This window comes from Pseudoxanthomonas mexicana (assembly GCF_001556105.1).
In the GTDB taxonomy this organism is placed as follows: domain Bacteria; phylum Pseudomonadota; class Gammaproteobacteria; order Xanthomonadales; family Xanthomonadaceae; genus Pseudoxanthomonas_A; species Pseudoxanthomonas_A mexicana_A.
In genome coordinates this window covers 1-15149 of the sequence record NZ_LSIF01000068.1, presented here as the reverse complement: position 1 = coordinate 15149, position 15149 = coordinate 1, and the positions used below count along the sequence as shown (strand labels likewise).

General features: G+C 68.4%; 18 protein-coding genes. 10 read left to right on the top strand and 8 right to left on the bottom strand.

The features are described 5' to 3' along the window. Nucleotides 1–111: 111 nt before the first annotated feature. Complete coding sequence (locus AX730_RS12535) at nucleotides 112–411, top strand: hypothetical protein (protein ID WP_062357006.1); 300 nt, start codon at nucleotides 112–114, stop codon at nucleotides 409–411. A gap of 10 nt (nucleotides 412–421) precedes the next feature. Here AX730_RS12535 and AX730_RS12530 read toward each other — a convergent pair whose 3' ends face one another. After that, nucleotides 422–2923, bottom strand: coding sequence for an ABC transporter permease (locus AX730_RS12530; RefSeq protein ID WP_062357003.1), 2502 nt, complete (start codon nucleotides 2921–2923; stop codon nucleotides 422–424). Beyond that, on the bottom strand, nucleotides 2920–3636 hold the full coding sequence (locus AX730_RS12525; protein WP_062357100.1) for an ABC transporter ATP-binding protein: 717 nt from the start codon (nucleotides 3634–3636) through the stop codon (nucleotides 2920–2922). The genes AX730_RS12530 and AX730_RS12525 overlap by 4 nt, the downstream gene beginning before the upstream one ends. An 88-nt stretch (nucleotides 3637–3724) precedes the next feature. On the opposite strand from AX730_RS12525, the gene AX730_RS12520 reads away from it, so the two are divergent. Beyond that, nucleotides 3725–4369 (top strand): arylesterase, encoded by a 645-nt coding sequence (locus tag AX730_RS12520; protein ID WP_062357001.1) that lies wholly within the window; start codon nucleotides 3725–3727, stop codon nucleotides 4367–4369. A gap of 135 nt (nucleotides 4370–4504) precedes the next feature. Continuing rightward, complete coding sequence (locus AX730_RS12515) at nucleotides 4505–4717, top strand: hypothetical protein (RefSeq protein WP_062356998.1); 213 nt, start codon at nucleotides 4505–4507, stop codon at nucleotides 4715–4717. A gap of 20 nt (nucleotides 4718–4737) precedes the next feature. Here AX730_RS12515 and AX730_RS12510 read toward each other — a convergent pair whose 3' ends face one another. The 4 genes from AX730_RS12510 to AX730_RS12495 form a co-directional block, all read right to left on the bottom strand. After that, nucleotides 4738–5394: a DsbA family oxidoreductase gene (locus tag AX730_RS12510; RefSeq protein ID WP_062356996.1), complete on the bottom strand. Its 657-nt coding sequence runs from the start codon at nucleotides 5392–5394 to the stop codon at nucleotides 4738–4740. A gap of 10 nt (nucleotides 5395–5404) precedes the next feature. Continuing rightward, nucleotides 5405–6685 carry a Xaa-Pro dipeptidase gene (locus AX730_RS12505; RefSeq protein WP_062356993.1) on the bottom strand — a complete coding sequence of 427 codons (1281 nt, stop codon included), beginning with the start codon at nucleotides 6683–6685 and terminating at the stop codon, nucleotides 5405–5407. Nucleotides 6686–6784: 99 nt separating this feature from the next. Then, nucleotides 6785–7819: an aldo/keto reductase gene (locus AX730_RS12500; protein WP_062356990.1), complete on the bottom strand. Its 1035-nt coding sequence runs from the start codon at nucleotides 7817–7819 to the stop codon at nucleotides 6785–6787. Between the two features lie 99 nt (nucleotides 7820–7918). Further along, nucleotides 7919–8653: an SDR family oxidoreductase gene (locus AX730_RS12495; protein ID WP_062356986.1), complete on the bottom strand. Its 735-nt coding sequence runs from the start codon at nucleotides 8651–8653 to the stop codon at nucleotides 7919–7921. Between the two features lie 197 nt (nucleotides 8654–8850). Between AX730_RS12495 and AX730_RS12490 the strand changes: the two genes are divergently transcribed. Beyond that, complete coding sequence (locus AX730_RS12490) at nucleotides 8851–9759, top strand: AraC family transcriptional regulator (protein ID WP_198147182.1); 909 nt, start codon at nucleotides 8851–8853, stop codon at nucleotides 9757–9759. 107 nt (nucleotides 9760–9866) lie between these two features. Next, on the top strand, nucleotides 9867–10439 hold the full coding sequence (locus tag AX730_RS12485) for a DUF3016 domain-containing protein (RefSeq protein WP_062356984.1): 573 nt from the start codon (nucleotides 9867–9869) through the stop codon (nucleotides 10437–10439). Nucleotides 10440–10472: 33 nt separating this feature from the next. Here AX730_RS12485 and AX730_RS12480 read toward each other — a convergent pair whose 3' ends face one another. Next, a complete protein-coding gene (locus AX730_RS12480) occupies nucleotides 10473–11288 on the bottom strand; it encodes a hypothetical protein (protein WP_062356981.1) in 816 nt (271 codons plus the stop codon). 98 nt (nucleotides 11289–11386) lie between these two features. Between AX730_RS12480 and msrB the strand changes: the two genes are divergently transcribed. The 5 genes from msrB to AX730_RS12455 all read left to right on the top strand — a co-directional run bounded on the left by msrB (nucleotide 11387) and on the right by AX730_RS12455 (nucleotide 14490). Further along, nucleotides 11387–11854 (top strand): peptide-methionine (R)-S-oxide reductase MsrB, encoded by a 468-nt coding sequence (gene msrB / locus AX730_RS12475; RefSeq protein WP_062356978.1) that lies wholly within the window; start codon nucleotides 11387–11389, stop codon nucleotides 11852–11854. A gap of 91 nt (nucleotides 11855–11945) precedes the next feature. Continuing rightward, nucleotides 11946–12998: a CorA family divalent cation transporter gene (locus AX730_RS12470; RefSeq protein WP_062356975.1), complete on the top strand. Its 1053-nt coding sequence runs from the start codon at nucleotides 11946–11948 to the stop codon at nucleotides 12996–12998. A 34-nt stretch (nucleotides 12999–13032) separates the two neighbouring features. Beyond that, complete coding sequence (locus AX730_RS12465; protein ID WP_062356972.1) at nucleotides 13033–13806, top strand: HipA family kinase; 774 nt, start codon at nucleotides 13033–13035, stop codon at nucleotides 13804–13806. Further along, nucleotides 13793–14200: a DUF3037 domain-containing protein gene (locus AX730_RS12460; RefSeq protein WP_062356970.1), complete on the top strand. Its 408-nt coding sequence runs from the start codon at nucleotides 13793–13795 to the stop codon at nucleotides 14198–14200. The genes AX730_RS12465 and AX730_RS12460 overlap by 14 nt, the downstream gene beginning before the upstream one ends. Beyond that, nucleotides 14197–14490, top strand: coding sequence for a DUF4031 domain-containing protein (locus AX730_RS12455; RefSeq protein WP_062356968.1), 294 nt, complete (start codon nucleotides 14197–14199; stop codon nucleotides 14488–14490). The genes AX730_RS12460 and AX730_RS12455 overlap by 4 nt, the downstream gene beginning before the upstream one ends. A gap of 42 nt (nucleotides 14491–14532) precedes the next feature. Here AX730_RS12455 and AX730_RS12450 read toward each other — a convergent pair. Next, nucleotides 14533–15149 (bottom strand): hypothetical protein (locus AX730_RS12450; protein ID WP_062356965.1); only part of this gene is annotated, 617 nt, incomplete at its 5' end.

The window sequence follows — 15149 nt, the reverse complement described above, 5'->3', positions numbered from 1 at the left end:
TTTTATTCAGCTTTGCAAGGCCGCTTGTTCGCGCGAAGACAATGTTTGCTTGACCCGAGGCGAACATCCCGACTGCCACACTCGACCGCATCCTGGCGCAGGAGACTGCAGATGAGAGCGTTGTTCGTGGGCGGTGTCGTAGACAACAGCGAGATGGACCTGGAAGGCGGACGACCACCGGTCCACTATCCCGAAAACAGCGGCGGCGGCCATGCGCGCTACCGCCTGCACCATGTCGGCGAACGCACCGACGGCAGCATCGCGTATGCGGTGTATGGCGCACCCGGCCTGCCCGAGGACGAGATCGAGCGCGTGATCGAGGAACGTGCCTACGTCCGCCGCTTCGATGCGACCCCGGTGCGGGCGGACGACCTTGGCAGCGAGGGCAGCGGCGACGACCGTCGCCACTAGTCCTTCGTCATCATCCCTGCAGTTCGCGCAGCGTCACCGACGGTGGCGCGTCCAGCACCTTGCGCGTGGCGAACAGGCCCGCGCCCAGGGCAGCCAGCATGCCGAGGCCGCCGCCGATGGCGGCCAACGACCAGTTCGCCTTCCACGGCAGGTCGAACACCTGCGTGGCCACCACGCCGGACAGCACGGATGCGGCGATCGCCGCGACCAGCCCGGCCAGCAGGCCGATGGCGGCAAACTCCGATGCCTGCGCCAGCCGCAGCTGGCGACGGCTGCCGCCAAGGACGCGCATCACACCGCCTTCCAGCAGCCGCTCGTCCTGGCTCGCGCTCACCGCCGCCATCAGTACCAACAGGCCGGCCGCCAGCGAGAACCAGAACACCACCTGCACCACCTGCGAGACCTGCTCGGCCGTGCTGCGGACCTGGTTCAACACGGCTTCGACGTCGATCACCGAGAGGTTGGGGAACTGGTTGACCAGTTCGCGGGTGAAGGCCGTGTCGCCCGCCGGCACGCTGACAGCGGTGATATAGCTGGCGGAATAGCCGTCGAGCGCGCCCGGTGAGGCGACCACGAAGAAGTTCGGTCGGAAGCTCTCCCAATCGACGCTGCGCAGGCTGGTGACGCGGCCCTCGAAACGCTGGCCGGCGATGTCGAATGCGACCTGGTCGCCGAGCTTCCATCCCAACCCTTCGGCGAAATCCTCTTCCACCGACAGCTCCGGCGACGATGGCGTGCGTCCGGTCCAGAACGTGCCCGCGGTCACCTTGTTGTCGTCGCGCAGCGTGGCCGCCATCGACAGGTTGAACTCGCGGTCGGCACGGCGCTGCGAGCGCTCGTCGGCGTCCTCGTAGTCGGCGCCGCTGGTGGGCTTGCCATTGAGTTCAACCAGGCGGCCGCGGATCATCGGATAGAGATCGACCGCCGACAGGCCACGACCCTGCATGAAGGTCTTCACCGGATCCACCTGATCCGGCTGCACGTTGATGATGAAGCGATTTGGTGCATTGGCCGACAGCGCGAGCTGCCAGCGATCCAGCAGGTCGGTGCGCACGAACGTCAGCAGCAGCAGCGCCATCAGGCCCAGGCCCAGCGCCGATACCTGTGCGATCGACGTACCCGCTCGCCGGCTGACGTTGGCCAGCCCATAGCGCAGGCTGCCGCGCAGACGCGAACGCAACCGGCGGACCAGCACGATCAGCGCCCACGCCAGCAGAGCGAGCACGGCAAGCGTGCCGATGATGCCGACCAGCATCGCAGTACCGAGCGCCGGCGAGCCGGCCTTCCACCACAGCAGCGCGCCGAGGCCGACGAAGCCGGTCAGTGCGACCAGCCATGCACTCGGTTCGGTGCGGTCGAGGTCGCGGCGCAGCACGCGCAGCGCCGGCACGCGACGCAGTGCCAGTACCGGCGGCGCACCGAAGGCAAGCAGCACGATCATGCCCACGCCATACCCCTGCAGCGCCGGCATCAGGCCCGCAGGCGGAATGTCGATCTCCAGTGATTGCTGCAGCCAGCGGCCGATGCCCCATTGCAAGCCGAATGCGATCAGCACGCCGACCGTGCAGGCCGCCAGTCCCAGCAGCACCAGCTCGCCGACGTGGATGCCGACCAGCGTGCGCTGCTGCGCACCAAGGCAGCGCATCACCGCGGTGCCGGAAAGATGCCGTTCGCTGTGCCGACGGGCCGCCATCGCGACGGCGACCGCGGCCAACACGACGGACACCAGCGCAGCGAGGCCGAGGAAGCGGCTGGCTCGATCCAGTGCGGAGCGCACTTCCGGGCGCGCATCCTGGATCGTTTCCATGCGCTGGCCGCGCGCGAGTTGCGGCTTGACCGCGGCGGTGAATGTCTCGACCGCGGCAGCATCGCCGGCGACGACCAGGCGGTAACGCAGACGGCTGCCTTCCTGCACCAGGCCGGTGGATGGGAGGTCGGCGAGGTTGAGGAACACCTTCGGCGCGACGTTGAAGTAGTCGAGCGCCGCATCCGGCTCCTGCGTGACCAGCGCGGCCAGCTTCAGCTCGCGTGTGCCGATGCCGATCGTGTCGCCGGGCTTCGCGCCCAGTGTTTCCGCGCCCGCCTGGCTGATCCACAACGTGCCCGGCGCGGGAATGCCGCCGGCATCGCGTTCGGCACCACCGGTGCGATCGACTACGCGGAAGCTGCCGCGCAGCGGGAAGCCTGCGCCCAGTGCGCGCAGGTCGCCCAGCGACAGCGACTCGCCGGCGCGGATCATGCTCTGCAGTTCCTGCGTTTCAGTGGCGCGCAGGCCCGGCGCGGCCGCCAGCGCACGCAATGCGTCGGTCGGTGGCGCATCGCCGCGCACCACCACGTCGCCGCCGAGCAGGCGATTCGCTTCGATCGCCAGCGCGCGCTCGGCGCGATCGGTCACGAAGCCGACCGAGCTGACGGCGACGACCGCCAGCACCAGCGCCGCGAACAGGATGCGCACATCGCCCGCCGCGAGATCGCGTCGCAGCTGGCGCCACGCCAGTGCCAGCGTCCTCATGCGACAGCGTCCTGCAGGCGGCCCGCATCCAAGCGGATAACGCGCTGGCAACGCGCCGCCAGATGATCGTCGTGCGTGACCAGCACCAGCGTGGTGCCGGCATCGGCATTCAGCGCGAACAGCAGCTCGATGATCGCCTGTCCGGTATGCGTGTCGAGATTACCGGTGGGTTCGTCGGCGAACAGCAGCGACGGCCGCGTGACGAAAGCGCGCGCCAACGCGACGCGCTGCTGCTCACCGCCGGACAGCTGGCGGGGGTAGTGACCCAGGCGCTGGCCGAGGCCGACCTTCTCCAGGATCTGACGCGCCGGACCTTCGACGTCGCTGTCGCCGCGCAGTTCCAGCGGCAGCATGACGTTCTCCAGCGCCGTCAGCGAGGGCAACAGCTGGAAGCTCTGGAACACGAAGCCGACCTTGTCGCCACGTACGCGCGCGCGACCGTCTTCGTCCATGCCGGACAGGCGCTCGCCGTCCAGCGTCACCGCGCCCGTGCTGGGCACGTCGAGGCCTGCGAGCAACGACAGCAGCGTGCTCTTGCCCGAGCCCGACGCACCGACGATGGCGACCGTGTCGCCGTGTTCGATGCGGAAGCCGATGTCGTCGAGTATCGTCAGGTCGCCATCAGGCAGGGGAACATGCTTGCCGAGGCCCTGCACGTCCAGGACGGCGTGGCGGGTGGCGGCTTCAGTGTGGAGTCTGCTGGCGTCGGCCATGATCGTCTCGTCGGTCATTTCGTGAATCATCGGGAGCACGGATTAAATGTTTCTTAATTTGAACAGGTATGGGGCCCCTCGCGCACGCATGCAATGGGTGGCGAGCCTGTCGTTGCTGCTGCTCGTCGCGTTATTCGCACGTCCCGCCGCAGCGCAGAGCGCAACGGCTGCACCGGCGAAGGGCGCGCGCACCCTCCTGGTGATGGGTGATTCGCTGTCCGCCGCCTACGGTCTCGCACCGAACCAGGGCTGGGTCTCGCTCACCGCGGACCGCATCGGCAAGACCAAGCCCGGCTGGCGCGTCGTCAACGCCAGCATCAGCGGCGAGACCACCGCGGGGGGCGCGGCACGCATCGCGGCGGAACTGCAACGCCACACGCCCGCCGTCGTCGTCATCGCGCTCGGCGCCAACGATGGCCTGCGGGGATTGCCGCTCGCACAGAGTCGCGCCAACCTCGAGAAGATGATCAAGGCGGCGCAGGCGGGCAAGGCGAAGGTGCTGCTGGTCGGCATGCGCATGCCGCCGAACTACGGCCCCGACTACACGCGCGGTTTCGAACAGAACTTCAGCGCGCTGTCCACGCAATACAAGACGGCCCTGCTGCCGTTCCTGCTGGAACCCATCGCGCTCGACCGCAGTGCCTACCAGGCCGACAACCTGCATCCCGTCGCCAGTGCGCAGCCCAAGCTGCGCGATCACGTGTGGAAGGCACTGGAGCCGCTGCTGCGGTGAAGCCGGGCATCCCGCCTACAGCAGCGTAGGATTTTTCCTACGCGACGACGGGGCATCCGCCGAATGTGATAGCTGGCACATTCGAGCACAGTTCCCTCGCCGGTTCCCTGCCCGGCGTGTTGACTGGAGTCCGTCATGCCCCGCCTGCTGTTCACCATCGCCGCCAATGACAAAGGCTGGCAACTCTATGAAGGCCAGTACGGCCGCAACTGGTTCGACAACCTCGGCGATGCGCGCGAGAACGCGAAGCTGCTCGCTGCCACGCTGCACCAGCACCACGGCATCCCGACCGCCGTGGTCGTCGAAATGCCCAGCAACGAAGCGATCCTGCTCGCGCGCCACGGCTGAGCCGTCGGCGCGCGGGCGCTTCAGCCGGCGATGCCCGCCAGCTGGCGCAGCCCCTGCGCGAACACCTCGGGCGGCTGGCCGCCCTGCAGCAGATGGCGGTCATTGAGGATGACGGAAGGCACGGCGCGGATGCCGCGCTGCTGGTAGAAGTGCTCACGCTCGCGGACCTGCGCGGCAAACGCATCCGTATCGAGGATCCGGCGCGCTTCATCGACATCCAGCCCCGTGGCGCCGGCAATGTCCACCAGCACCTCACGATCTGACACGTTCCGCCCTTCTCCGTGATAGGCCTGCAGCAGCGCGCGCTTGAGTGCGTGCTGCTGTTCCGTGCCGAGTTCGCCCGCCCAATACAGCAGGCGGTGGGAATCGAACGTGTTGTAGATGTGGTCGCGCTTCTGCAGATCGATGCGCACACCGAGCGTCTCGCCACGCTGGCGCAAGGCTTCGCCGTTCTGCGCCAGCTGATCCGCACTCAAGCCGTACTTGTGCGCCAGGTGCTCGGCGATGGGCTCGCCCTCCGGCCCCATGTCGGGATTGAGTTCGAACGGCTGGAAATGCAGCTCGACCTGCAGGTCACCGCCGATGTCCGCCATCGCGCGCTCCAGCGCGGCGAGGCCGATCGCGCACCAGGGGCAGGCGACATCGGAGACGAAATCGATCTTCACGGGTTTTGACATGCGCTGCGCCTCATTCCTTCGCGGTGTTCTTGTAGACGCGGCCCTGCTTCATCACGAAGCCGACGTTCTCCAGCGTGGTCACGTCCTGCAGCGGATCGCCGTCGACGGCGATGAGGTCCGCGTAGTAGCCCGGCTTCAGCACGCCCGCGTCCTTGTCGACGCCGAACAGGCGCGCGTTGACCAGCGTGGCCGAGCGGATCGCCTGCAGCGGCGTCATGCCGAACTGCACCATGCGCGAGAACTGGCGTGCATTGAGGCCATGTGGGTAAACGCCGCCGTCGGTGCCGAAGCCCATGATGGCACCGGCCTGGTGCGCCTTGCGGAAATTCTCGCGCTGGGTGGCGCCGACGCGGCGCTCCTTCTCCAGCGATTCCGGCAGAAATCCGGCCTTCTCGCCTTCGCCGAGGATGTACTCGGTGTTGTAGATGTCCATCACCAGCACGGTGCCCTGCTTCTTCGCCAGCGCGATGCCGTCGTCGTCGATGAAGCTGGCATGCTCGATGGAATCCACCCCGGCCAGCAACGCATTGCGGATACCGGTGGCACCGTGCGCGTGCGAGGCGACCTTGCGCCCCAGCGCATGCGCCTCATCGACCAGGGCCTTCAGCTCTTCCAGCGAGTACTGCGGCGCGCCGACTTCGGTGCCCTTCGACAGCACGCCGCCGGTGGAACAGGTCTTGATGAAATCCGCACCGAACTTGACGTTCTGCCGCACCTTCTGCCGCGCGGCCCACGGACCGTCGGCGACGCCCTCGCCCACCGCCTTGTATTCGGCCGGCAGCAGGTTGTTGTCGCTGCAGTGACCACCGGTGATGCCGATCGACACGCCACCGGCGAGGATGCGCGGCCCCTCGACTTCGCCCGTTGCGATCGCATCGCGCAGCGCCACGTCGGCATAGCCCGGCGAACCCGGCACACGCACGGTGGTGAAGCCGGCGAGCAACGTGGTGCGCGCGTTCTTCGCGCCCTTGATGGCGGCGGCCGGCAGCGAGATCGCCAGGCGGCGATAGCCCTGCAGGTCGGCGTCGCCGTGCAGGTGCACGTGCGCGTCCATCAGGCCGGGCAGCACGGTCTTCGACGACAGGTCGTGCACCGTGGCGCCGGCCGGCACCGGCGTGCTTGCGGCAGGGCCGACGGCGGTGATGCGCGTGTCCTCGATGACGATGGCCTGGTCGGTCAGCACGCGGCCGGATTCGACATCCAGCAGGCGCCCCGCCTTGACGTAGGTGGTCGCCGCGAATGCAGGCGCGCAGGCGACGGACAGAACGGCGGCGAGGACGGACAGGCGCATCGGAACTCCGGGGACGGAAACGGGCCCGCGCGACTCTAGCAGGCCGCGCAAGGCTTCAAGACGAAACAGGACGGGTCTTCCCGCCCTGCCCCTGCGCCGTCAGACCGGCGTGGGATTGCGGTAGGCGAAGCCGGCCTGGTGCCAGTACGGGTACGGCTTGGGACGCTGGCTGGCGGCGTCGAGCTTCGCGACCTGTTCTGCCGTCAGGTTCCAGCCGACCGCGCCAAGGTTCTGCTTCAGCTGTTCCTCGTTGCGCGCACCGATCACCACGCTGCTGACCGTGGGCCGCTGCAACAGCCAGTTCAACGCGATCTGCGGAATCGACTTGCCGGTCTCCTGCGCGACTTCATCGAGCGCGTCGACCACGTCGTACAGATACTCGAGGTCGACCTGCGGGCCGGCGTCCTGCGCGGTCTGCGATTGCAGGCGGCTGGTTTCCGGCAGCGGCTGGCCACGACGGATCTTGCCGGTCAGGCGGCCCCAGCCCAGCGGACTCCACACCACCGCACCGACACCTTGGTCGGCCGCCAGCGGCATCAGTTCGTGTTCGTAGTCGCGGCCGACCAGCGAGTAGTACGCCTGGTGCGCCACGTAGCGCGTCCAGCCGTGGCGGTCGGCGGCGGCGAGCGACTTCATCAGGTGCCAACCGGAGAAATTGGAGACGCCCAGGTAACGGATCTTGCCGGCCTTCACCAGCGTATCGAGCGTGGACAGCACTTCCTCCACCGGCGGGCGTGCATCGAAACCGTGCAACTGGAACAGGTCGATGTAGTCGGTGCCCAGCCGCTTGAGCGCGGCATCGACGGCGTTTATCAGGTGATGGCGCGAGGAGCCGACCTGGTTCTCGCCGTCGCCGAAACGGAAGGTGGCCTTGGTGGAAATGATCAGCGCATCGCGCGGCTTGCCCTTGATGGCTTCGCCGAGGATTTCCTCGGCCGCACCCTTCGAGTAGACATCGGCGCTGTCGAACATGTTCAGGCCGGCATCGAGGCAGACGTCGACCAGCCGGCGCGCCTCCGCCACGTCGGTGCTGCCCCACGCGCTGAACAGCGCGCCCTGCCCGCCGAACGTGCCGGTGCCGAAGGAGAGGACGGGCACGCGGAAGCCGGAGGCGCCGAGGTAGCGGTATTCCATGGAGGGTGTTCCTGAAGCGGGGAGTGCGACATTGCACTCCCCCGCCGCCGCAACGGCAACCCCGGCGATGGAAAACTTCGTTGCCGGCCGATGGAACGATCAGTACGCGCTGGCGGCAGGACGCACGATGATCTCGCTGACGTCGACATCGCCGGGCTGCTCGATCGCGTAAGCCATCGCGCGCGCGATCGCCTCGGCCGGAATGGCCGTCTGGCGGAACTGCGCCATGCCGGCCTTCGCCTCGGGATCGGTGATGGTGCTGGCCAGCTCGCTGGTGGTCACGCCGGGCGAGATGACGGTGACGCGGATGTCCTGGTGCTCCTGGCGCAGCCCTTCGGAGATCGCGATCACCGCGTATTTGGTGGCGCAATAGACCGCCGCGGTGGGATAGACGGCATGGCCGCCGATGGAGGACACGTTGATGACCTGTCCGCCCCCCTGCGCCTGCATCACCGGCAATGCGGCCGCAATGCCGTGCAGCACGCCGCGGATGTTGACGTCGACCATCGCGTTCCATTCGTCGATCTTCAGCGCGGCCAGCGGCGACAGCGGCATCACGCCGGCGTTGTTGACGATGACGTCGAGCCGGCCGAATTCACTGCGTGCGAAGTCGACGAACGCCTGCACGTCGTCGAGGCGGGTGACGTCGAGGGCACGCTGTCGGGCGGTGCCGCCGCCGGCTTCGATCTCGGCGACCAGCTGTTCGAGCCGATCGGTGCGCCGCGCGCCCAGCACGACCTTCGCGCCGCGACGGGCGAGTTCGCGCGCGGCGGCCTCGCCGATGCCGCTGCTGGCGCCGGTGATGGCGATGACTTTTCCTTCGATTCCGGACATGGGGCACCTCGTTGGGGGAACTCGGCACGGGCTGTGCCGGGACGGGGCGCAGTCTGGGCGCCGCCGCCGTGGCGTCGATATCCGGTTCCTCCGCAATCCTTGCCTGATCCTGCGCAGCCCGGCCACAGACGGTTCCATCCACTCACCCGCTGCGTAGACTCGCTTCCAGTCCACACGCCGGCACCGCAGGCCCTTCCATGCCCGACTCCCATTCCCCTCTCGATGCCCGCGTCCGCGAACTGGCCGGACTGATTGAACGATCCACCGGCAAGGACGGTTTCCACACCACCGCGATCCCGGCCCTGAACTTCTCGCGGCTGAGTGCGCCGATGGAACTGCCCATGCGTGGCGTGCAGGAGGCGGCGCTGTGCCTGATCGTGCAAGGCGCCAAGCGCGCCATCCTCGCCGACGAGGTCTACGAGTACGACGCCAGCCGCTTCGTGGTGGCCTCGGTCGACCTGCCGGTGACCGGCCAGGTCACCGAGGCCTCCGTCGAGGCGCCCTACCTGTGCCTGATCCTGAAGCTGTCCGCCGCCACCATCGCCGAGATGGTCACCGAGGCCGAGTCGGCGAAGGCGCCGCTGCCGCCGCCGTCGCGCGGCCTGTTCCTGCAACCCAGCAGCGTGGAGATGCTGGATGCGGCGATCCGGCTGGTGAAACTGCTCGACACGCCGCGCGACATCCCGCTGCTGGCGCCGCTGGTCGAGCGCGAGATCCTCTACCGCGTGCTGTGCAGCCCGCAGGGCGCGATGCTGCGCCACATCGGCATCGCCGACAGCCAGGGCCAGCGCGTGGCGAAAGCGATCCACTGGCTCCGCGAGCACTACGCCAAGCCGCTGCGCATCGACCACATCGCCCGCGAGGTGCACATGAGCGCCTCGGCGCTGCACCACCACTTCAAGGCGGTCACCGCGATGAGCCCGCTGCAGTACCAGAAGCAGCTGCGCCTGCAGGAGGCCCGGCGGCTGATGCTCAGCGAAGTGCTGGATGCCGCCAGCGCCGGCCATCGGGTGGGCTACGAAAGTCCCTCGCAGTTCAGCCGCGAATACAGCCGCATGTTCGGCGCACCACCCGTTCGCGACGTGGAGCGCCTGCGCAACCTCTGAACGGTCTGGAAACAGGGACTGAACGCCTCACGACGGCACGTCGTCATCAGGTTGTCTGGTCCCGGTGGCGGGCGCACACTTCGTGTCACATCCTTGGAGGATCCGCCATGAAGGCGCCTGCCCTGTTGCTTACCGCCCTCGTCGCGCTGGCTGTCGCCGTGCCCGCCGGCGCCCGCCCGACGAACGTCACCGATCCCGACCTGCCGCGCAGCGTGCCCGCCGGTGGCGGTGCCGTCAGCGTCAGCTGGACCGACCCGGCGCAGTTCAGCGAGATCAGGTACAGCGGCAACCGCTGGGAATCCGCGCGCGGCACGTGGGTCACGCAGCTGGCCACTTATCTGCGCGATGAGGCGGGCCAGCATCTCGCCCGCGGCCAGACCCTGGCCATCACCATTTCCGACATCGACCGAGCGGGCCGTTACGAACCGACGGCGCGCATCGGCATGAACGACATCCGCGTGGTCAAGGATCTCTATCCGCCGCGCATGACGCTCACCTTCAGCCTGAAAGGCGCGGATGGCAGCGTGGTCGCCGAAGGCGAACGCAAGCTGGTCGACCACGGCTTCCTGATGGGCTCCAATCTCAGCAGCAACGACAGCCTGCGCTACGAGAAGCGCCTGGTGGATGACTGGCTGCGCAAGGAGTTCCGCGACAGCCAGGCGCTGACGTCGGCGCCCTGAGTACGCGAGATCGCTCCACTACGCAGGCCCCGCTCAACGCGGGGCCTGTCCGTTTCCGTCTTCCGATTCGTGCGGATACACCGCCGAGACCGTGCACTGGAAACGCATGCCGGCCCGGAAGCGCGACTGGCGCACGTCGTCGCTGATCGGGAACACCGGATTGACCACTCCGAACGCCACGCTTTCGCCCTGTCCCTCGGCCACGACGCGGTCGCCGGGATTGCCGCAGATCAGGCTGATGCCGACCCCCGAGCGGAAGCTGATCGCCGGCGCGGCGTTGAGGTCGGGGCAGCTCTGCGGCAGCTCGACGCGGTAGTAGCGATGGCCGCCGGACCGCTTCGGCGCCACTTCCACCAGCATGCCCTTGCCGTCTTCCGACCACGAGCGCAGGTAGCGCGTGTCGAAGCAGTAGCTGGACGACCCTCCGAACCCGCGACGCCGTTCGCCACGTACCTCGACGGCGTCCAGCGTCGTTGGGCCGGTTTCGTTGGCGAGGGAGGCAGCCGCACGCGCCAGCGTCGCGTAGTCGCGCGCGCCGACCGGCGCCACACCGATGATCGGACAGGTAGCCGCTCCGATGCGAACGGCTTCGTCCGCGTGGCCGCAGACACGCCCTCCGCGGGCAAGCAACTGCGCCTTTGCGCCCGCGCTGCCCGGGCAGTCCTCGCCCAGGTCGATGCGGAAGCGCTGGCCGCTGCGGTCCAGTGCCGCCAGTTGCCGTGGCGAGGCCTGCTGCAACTCCGCGACCTGGCGCGCGTCCAGGCACACCGGTGCCGGTACCGCGGGAGATTGTGCGGATGCCACCGGCGTGGCGATCATCATGAGGATGAACGTGGGAATCGGGCGCATCCGTGCCTCGGCGCGTGAATGAGCAGGGATCATAGTCCACGCTTGCGATCCGGTGCGCCCGGCACCATCTCTGTCCTGCATCCACCACGGAGTTCCCCATGACGGCCTTCGACCTGACCCCGCCCACCGACGCGCAGCGCGACACCCTGGTTGCGGGGCTGAGCGACGAGGAACGCCGCGTGCTGCTGCAGCATGGCACCGAGGCGCCCTTCTGCGGCGTGTTCCTCGACAACAAGACCGACGGTGTCTACACCTGCCGGCTGTGCGGGCTGCCGCTGTTCCGCTCCAGTGCGAAGTTCGATTCCGGTACCGGTTGGCCGAGTTTCTTCCAGCCGGTCGATGACACGCACGTCGGCCGCATCCGCGACGGCAGCTACGGCATGGTCCGTACCGAAATCGTCTGCGCGCGCTGCCACTCGCACCTGGGCCATGTCTTTCCCGACGGCCCGCCGCCCACCGGCGAACGCCACTGCCTGAATTCGGTGTCGCTGGCCTTCACGCCCAACGGCGAGTCATTGCCGGATCCGCTGCAGCGGGGCGGCGCGGAAGCGCAACCGGCTGGCTAACCGGCCGCTTCGCCTGTCACGAGACCGGCACATGACGGCGGTAGCCTGACCGTCACCCTACCGTCTTGCGGTTGCCGCACGGCTGCAACACATGGCTCTGCCTGTCGAACCCGAAGTGCCCACGTCGCCGTTCGCCGGCCTGCCCGGCGCACTGTGGCTGTACCGGTTCGACACGGCGGGCCGCGCGCAGGTCCTGGACGCCGCGCAGTGCGGCATCGACGCCGTGGACGTCGCCGGGCACTGGCACTGGCTGCACGTGGACCTCAGCGATGCCCGCAGCGCGCAGGTGATGGCGAAGCTGCCGATTCCCGACGACGCACGCGCCACGCTGCTGTCGCCGGATTCGCACGTCAACCTGCAACTGGAGGACGAGGCCGTGCATGGCGTGTTCGTCGACTGGGCGCACCAGCGCGGTGTCGACCTGGCGGCCGAAGGCCAGCTGCGCGGCGATGACGGCATCGGCTGGCTGCATTTCGCACTGACGCCCGACCTGCTGGTCACCGCACGCCGGCAGGCGCTGCGTTCGGTCGAAGCCGCGCGACGTGCCGTCGGCGCCGGCACGCTCGTGGATTCGCCGGTGCGCATGCTGGAAGTCATCGCCGGCCGGTTCGCCGATACCGTCGAACGCAGCAGCGACGGCCTGTCGGTGCGTCTGGACCGCATCGAGGACCGGGTACTGGCCGACAGCATCGGCGAGGAACGACGCGACCTGGCGCAGCTGCGCCACCAGACCGTGCGCCTGCATCGCCCGCTCACCGCGATGCGGCGCGTGCTCAAGCAGTTCGAGCAACGCCATCCGGCCGACACCGAGCACGAACTGCTCCCCGCGGTCGCGCGCCTCACCCAGCGCTTCGACGATCTCGACGGCGATGTCGGCACCCTGCAGGAGCGCGCACGCCTGCTGCAGGACGAAGTCGCGGCGAAGCTCGCCGAACGCACCAACCGGCATCTGTACGTGCTGTCGATGGTCACCGCCCTGCTGCTGCCACCCAGCCTGGTCGCCGGCCTGTTCGGCATGAACCTGCCCGGGCTGCCGTTCGCGAACAGCACGCACGGCCTGGCCTTCGCGCTGCTGCTGGGCGTGGCATCGAGCGTGGTGGTCTTCCTGGCGTTGCGGCGCATGGGTGTGTCCCGCTCCACCTGAGTGAGCAGCCCGGTCGCGGTATCCTGATGGCCTGATGACGCTTCCCCTCCGCATTGCCACCCGCTACGTCACTCCCCTGCGCGAAGGCGGTTCGATGCCGGCCGTGGTCGAGGCCGATGACGATGGCCTGTATGTCCTCAAGTTCCGCGGTGCTGGACAGGGCCCGAAGGCGCTGGTCGCCGAGCTGGTCTCCGGCGGACTTGCGAAGGCCTTGAACCTGCCGATGCCCGACCTGGCATTGATGGAACTGGATGCCGACCTCGCCCGCACCGAAGGCGATCCGGAGATCCAGGACCTGATCAAGGCCAGCGCCGGACTCAACCTGGCGATGGATTACCTGCCTGGTGCGGTGAACTTCGATCCCGTCGCCGAGCAGCCGGACGCCGACCTCGCCTCGCGCATCGTCTGGTTCGACGCCTTCGTCAGCAACGTCGACCGCACCGCACGCAACACCAACCTGCTGATGTGGCACCGCCGCCTGTACCTGATCGACCACGGCGCGTCGCTGTACTTCCACCATGGCTGGGAAGGCGATGTGTCCGGGGCGGGCAAGCCGTTCCCGCTGATCCGCGACCACGTGCTGCTGCGCTGGGCCTCTCGCGTGGCCGACGTCGATGCGGACCTCGCGGCGCGCCTGTCCGCCGACGTGATCGCCGCCATCGTCGCCGACGTGCCGGACGCCTGGCTGCAGGGTCCGGACGCGTTCGGCGATGCCGCCGCGCAGCGCGCGGCCTACGTGGCCTACCTCACGCAGCGCGTGGCGCAGCGCGAAGCCTTCGTGCAGGAGGCGATCCGTGCACACGGCTGACACCTACGACTACGCGGTGATCCGGGTGGTACCACGCGTGGAACGCGAGGAATTCGCCAACGTCGGCATCATCCTGTCGTGCGAGCGCGCGGGCTTCCTGGAAGCACGCATCGAACTGGACGAGGCACGCCTGCGTACGCTCGATCCCACGCTCGATGTCGAATCCCTGCGCCGCCACCTCGATACGATTCCGGCGATCTGCCGCGGCGGTGAAACGGCCGCGCCGATCGGGCTGCTGCCGGCACGCGCGCGTTTCCACTGGCTCACCGCCAAGCGCAGTTCCATCATCCAGACCTCGCCGGTGCACATGGGCCGCTGCGGCAACCTGCCGGCGACGCTGGAACACCTGATGGACCGCATGGTGCGGCCGCCGAAGGCCACCGTGCCGCGATGAGCGTCTACGTGGACGACGCGATCACCGTGTGGCGCGGCCGTCGCTGGGCGCACCTGATGGCCGATACGCTGGGCGAACTGCATGCGATGGCCGCACGACTCGGGATGCCGCGCCGCGCCTTCCAGGACAAACGCAGCGGGGCGCACTACGACGTGAGCGAAGACCTGCGCGCAGACGCGTTGCGGTTGGGCGCCATCGCCATCTCCCGCCATCGCGACCGGGAGCAGGTCCGCGCGATCATCCGCATCGCGCGGTCGCAGTGGAGCGGACTGGACGCGGGCGCGTCCTGACCCTCACGCCGCGGACGCGTACGTCCGCGACGACCCTACCCTTCAGAGTTGCTGTGCCTTGCCGGTGCGGATGGCGTCGCCCAGCAGGCGGTCTACGTCGCGCTGCAGCTTGTCGGTCGCCGCCATCTGCTTGCGGGCCAGCGCTTCCTGCTGGCGTGCGAGCGGTTCCTGCTGCCGGGCCAGGACGTCCTGCTGGCGGGCCAGCGTTTCCTGTTCATCCGCGAGCGCTTTCATGCGGCGATCGCTGGCCGCTTCATCGGTGTTGTTGCCCCGCATGGAGGCGGAGGCGCGTTCGACGCCGATGGCAGCCATCTTCATGCCCAGTTCGCCCTGCTTCATGCCCAGGTCGCCCTGACGTTCGCCGAGCGCACCCTGCTGCTCACCGAGCTTGCCCTGCTGTTCGCCGAGTGCCTGGACGGGCGCATGCGCGGCTTTCATCTGCTGCATCGTGGCGGCATCGCGCACCACGTATTGCTTGCCTTGCTGGCGCACCCACAGGACGGGCGCATTGCCCTGCTGCAGACGCTGCGCCGTGCGGATGTCGTCGCGGTGGCCCGCCATCGTGACGTCGGCACCGTCGATGAGTACATAGGCGTCGCCGCCACGCGAATCGCCGATGTTCCACGTGCCGGTCATGCGGAGCGCGGGCGGCGGCGGGG

Coding starts and splice junctions, on each gene's coding strand:
- AX730_RS12515 (WP_062356998.1), top strand. CDS start 4,505: ATGCCCCGCCTGCTGTTCACCATCGCCGCCAATGACAAAGGCTGGCAA.
- AX730_RS12510 (WP_062356996.1), bottom strand. CDS start 5,394: ATGTCAAAACCCGTGAAGATCGATTTCGTCTCCGATGTCGCCTGCCCC.
- AX730_RS12535 (WP_062357006.1), top strand. CDS start 112: ATGAGAGCGTTGTTCGTGGGCGGTGTCGTAGACAACAGCGAGATGGAC.
- AX730_RS12480 (WP_062356981.1), bottom strand. CDS start 11,288: ATGCGCCCGATTCCCACGTTCATCCTCATGATGATCGCCACGCCGGTG.
- AX730_RS12525 (WP_062357100.1), bottom strand. CDS start 3,636: ATGGCCGACGCCAGCAGACTCCACACTGAAGCCGCCACCCGCCACGCC.
- AX730_RS12495 (WP_062356986.1), bottom strand. CDS start 8,653: ATGTCCGGAATCGAAGGAAAAGTCATCGCCATCACCGGCGCCAGCAGC.
- AX730_RS12500 (WP_062356990.1), bottom strand. CDS start 7,819: ATGGAATACCGCTACCTCGGCGCCTCCGGCTTCCGCGTGCCCGTCCTC.
- AX730_RS12505 (WP_062356993.1), bottom strand. CDS start 6,685: ATGCGCCTGTCCGTCCTCGCCGCCGTTCTGTCCGTCGCCTGCGCGCCT.
- AX730_RS12455 (WP_062356968.1), top strand. CDS start 14,197: ATGAGCGTCTACGTGGACGACGCGATCACCGTGTGGCGCGGCCGTCGC.
- AX730_RS12470 (WP_062356975.1), top strand. CDS start 11,946: ATGGCTCTGCCTGTCGAACCCGAAGTGCCCACGTCGCCGTTCGCCGGC.
- AX730_RS12485 (WP_062356984.1), top strand. CDS start 9,867: ATGAAGGCGCCTGCCCTGTTGCTTACCGCCCTCGTCGCGCTGGCTGTC.
- AX730_RS12465 (WP_062356972.1), top strand. CDS start 13,033: ATGACGCTTCCCCTCCGCATTGCCACCCGCTACGTCACTCCCCTGCGC.
- AX730_RS12530 (WP_062357003.1), bottom strand. CDS start 2,923: ATGAGGACGCTGGCACTGGCGTGGCGCCAGCTGCGACGCGATCTCGCG.
- msrB (WP_062356978.1), top strand. CDS start 11,387: ATGACGGCCTTCGACCTGACCCCGCCCACCGACGCGCAGCGCGACACC.
- AX730_RS12520 (WP_062357001.1), top strand. CDS start 3,725: ATGCAATGGGTGGCGAGCCTGTCGTTGCTGCTGCTCGTCGCGTTATTC.
- AX730_RS12490 (WP_198147182.1), top strand. CDS start 8,851: ATGCCCGACTCCCATTCCCCTCTCGATGCCCGCGTCCGCGAACTGGCC.